4 protein-coding genes are annotated in these 2876 nt (G+C 61.5%); all 4 read left to right on the forward strand.

Annotation, left to right across the window (positions count from 1 at the left end):
- Positions 1–198 precede the first annotated feature (198 nt).
- The 4 genes from EN925_RS30640 to EN925_RS30650 all read left to right on the forward strand — a co-directional run bounded on the left by EN925_RS30640 (position 199) and on the right by EN925_RS30650 (position 2737).
- Positions 199–540 carry a DUF2147 domain-containing protein gene (locus EN925_RS30640; RefSeq protein WP_013532615.1) on the forward strand — a complete coding sequence of 114 codons (342 nt, stop codon included), beginning with the start codon at positions 199–201 and terminating at the stop codon, positions 538–540.
- A 224-nt stretch (positions 541–764) separates the two neighbouring features.
- Positions 765–923 carry a hypothetical protein gene (locus EN925_RS39840; protein WP_023812838.1) on the forward strand — a complete coding sequence of 53 codons (159 nt, stop codon included), beginning with the start codon at positions 765–767 and terminating at the stop codon, positions 921–923.
- A gap of 39 nt (positions 924–962) precedes the next feature.
- Complete coding sequence (locus EN925_RS30645; protein ID WP_027162961.1) at positions 963–1157, forward strand: hypothetical protein; 195 nt, start codon at positions 963–965, stop codon at positions 1155–1157.
- Between the two features lie 74 nt (positions 1158–1231).
- A complete protein-coding gene (locus tag EN925_RS30650) occupies positions 1232–2737 on the forward strand; it encodes an AMP nucleosidase (protein WP_128337160.1) in 1506 nt (501 codons plus the stop codon).
- The last annotated feature ends 139 nt before the right edge of the window (positions 2738–2876 follow it).

Genomic DNA, 2876 nt, shown 5'->3' on the forward strand with positions numbered 1-2876 from the left:
TCGCTAACCACAGGAGACAAAGGCGATGCGCCGATCGTTTCATTTCCTTGGCCAGGAGGCGCATTCGGGGCCCTTCAAAATCCGAAAGTCTTCCGTTGCGGCACCGCTTTTGTTTTGCCGGGAGCTGGATTAGCTTACGTTTGCGTAAGCGGCAGACCGAGGCGGAGCATCCGGCCGGACATCTAAAGGGAGGAAGACATGTTTCGAAGAGTGAGCCTGGCCCTTGCGGCCACATTGATCATGGCCGGTGCGGCCTGGGCCGATCCGATCGAGGGCAATTGGAAGACGCAGGCCGGCGACACCGCAGCCATCGCTGGCGGCGGCTCGTTTTCCATCACGCTCAAGTCCGGCAAATATGCCGGCAAGACCATCGGCTCCCTCAAGGCGACGGGCGACAACAAATATGCCGGCAACATCACCGATCCGGCAAACGACAAGACCTATTCGGGCAAGGCGACATTGTCGGGCACCTCTCTCAAGATGAGCGGCTGCGTGCTCGGCGGGCTGATCTGCAAGAGCCAGACCTGGCACAAGCTCTGATCGAGCGCATCTTTCCGACCTGATGACGGGGCCCCGACGGGCCCCGTTTTCGTTTTGTCGACACATCCTGCGCCGGTGATGCTCGATGGAGGCCGGCGGCTATCCAACCGACGCCAGCGCCATCGAAACCCCGTCAATCATCTTGAACCGCAGATGAACGCCGCCATCAGAGCCGGTTCAGTTGCATCAGGGCATTCTCCGGCGTGTTGAAGGAGACCGACCCAATGCTTGCTCGCCGCTTCACCATCGTCTGCCTGCTGGTGAGCCTGTTTGGAATGTTCTTCGCCATCCTCGTCGCTGAAGCGGGCCGTCCGGCCCGCGCCTGGGACGAAGCCAGTTCCAGAACCTGCCGCCTCGCCTGCCCCACCCATCTTCGCAACTGAACAAAGAAACCAAGACCTCGAAAAGAAAAGCTGAACGCCATGAACCGCATCGCCGCCAACGCTCTCAAGACCCTTCGGCTTCTGCCGCGGGCGGCGCTTATCCTGACGGTTCTGGCCGCTCCGGTCCTGGCCGTGCCGATGATGCGCGCCGACACCGGCTCGACGATCGACGCACCGGCCCTGAAGAAGTCCGGCGTCGGCTTTGTGCTTCTGGTCAGCCTGCAGCGCGGTTGAAGAAAAACGGCGCTTTGACCGCCTTCGGTCGCGACACCCCTCCCAAGTGCCGATCCAAGTCTCTATATTGAGCCATGGAAAAGCGAATCTACCCACAAGCCATCGAATCTGTCGTCATGCCGGAGCCTTTTGGCCGGCAAAGCTTTGATAGCGCTGAAAAGGCCGTCAAGGCACTGCAGGCGCTTTACGATCGCAACACCAAGTTCCTGCGCGACTCCTTCGCAGAATTGGCGGCAGCAGGCGGTGATAATGGCAAGCGCTACCGGGCCTTCTATCCGGAGATCGGCGTCACCACCAACTCATTCACCCAGATCGACTCGCGCCAGGCCTATGGGCATATGCCGACGCCTGGGCATTTTTCCACCACCATCACCCAGCCGGGCCTGTTCGAAAGCTACCTCGTCGAGCAGTTGCGCCTGATCATGCGCAATCATGGGGTTGCGGTCACGGTGTCGGAATCGACCACACCCATCCCGCTGCATTTCGCCTTCCTTGAAGGCACCCATGTCGACGGCGCGACGGCAGAGCGCATCAAGCGGCCGATCCGCGACCTGTTCGACGTGCCCGATCTCGACGGCACCGACGACCAGATCGCCAACGGCACCTTCGAAGTCGCCTTCGGCGAGCCGAGGCCTCTGGCGCCCTTCACGGCGCAGCGCATCGACTATTCGCTGCACCGGCTGTCGCACTATACGGCAACCACGCCGCAGCATTTCCAGAACTTCGTGCTGTTCACCAACTATCAGTTCTACATCGACGAATTCGTCGCCCGCGCCCGCGACCTGATGGCCAATGGCGGCGGCGGATACACGGAGTTCGTCGAGCCGGGCAATGTCATCACCAAGGGCGGGCAGAGCGCGCCCAGGGAAGGCGTTGCACCGCCGCGCCTGCCGCAGATGCCGGCCTATCACCTGAAGAAATCGGGACATGGCGGCATCACCATGGTCAATATCGGCGTCGGGCCTTCCAACGCCAAGACCATCACCGACCATATTGCGGTGCTGAGGCCGCATGCCTGGGTGATGCTCGGTCACTGCGCCGGCTTGCGCAACACCCAGGCGCTGGGCGACTATGTGCTGGCGCATGCCTATGTGCGCGAGGACCACGTGCTGGACGACGATCTTCCGGTCTGGGTGCCGATCCCGCCGCTGGCCGAGATCCAGGTGGCGTTGCAGGAAGCCGTCGCCGAAGTCACCGGCCTTTCGGGCTACGACCTGAAGCGCATCATGCGCACCGGCACCGTCGCCACCATCGACAATCGCAACTGGGAGCTGCGCGACCAGCGTGGGCCGGTACAGCGTCTGTCGCAATCTCGCGCCATCGCACTCGACATGGAATCGGCGACCATCGCCGCCAATGGCTTCCGCTTCCGTGTTCCCTACGGCACGCTGCTGTGCGTTTCGGACAAACCGCTGCATGGCGAGTTGAAGCTGCCCGGCATGGCGACCGAATTCTACAAGCGCCAGGTGGCGCAGCACCTGACCATCGGCATCAGGGCTATGGAGAAGCTCGCGGAAATGCCGATGGAGCGGTTGCATTCGCGCAAGCTCAGAAGTTTTTCGGAAACGGCGTTCCAGTAGGCCGATTCCACGCATCGCATGGGCATTTCGTCATCTTGATTGAGCCGCATTTCTGCCGATAAGCAGGCGGCATGGAGAGAGCGGGCTTCGGGACATTGCTGATTTCGGTTGCATTCCTGGCAATGCTGGCCTGTTCGAT

The organism is Mesorhizobium sp. M7A.F.Ca.US.006.04.2.1, assembly GCF_004022915.1.
GTDB classification, from domain to species: domain Bacteria; phylum Pseudomonadota; class Alphaproteobacteria; order Rhizobiales; family Rhizobiaceae; genus Mesorhizobium; species Mesorhizobium ciceri.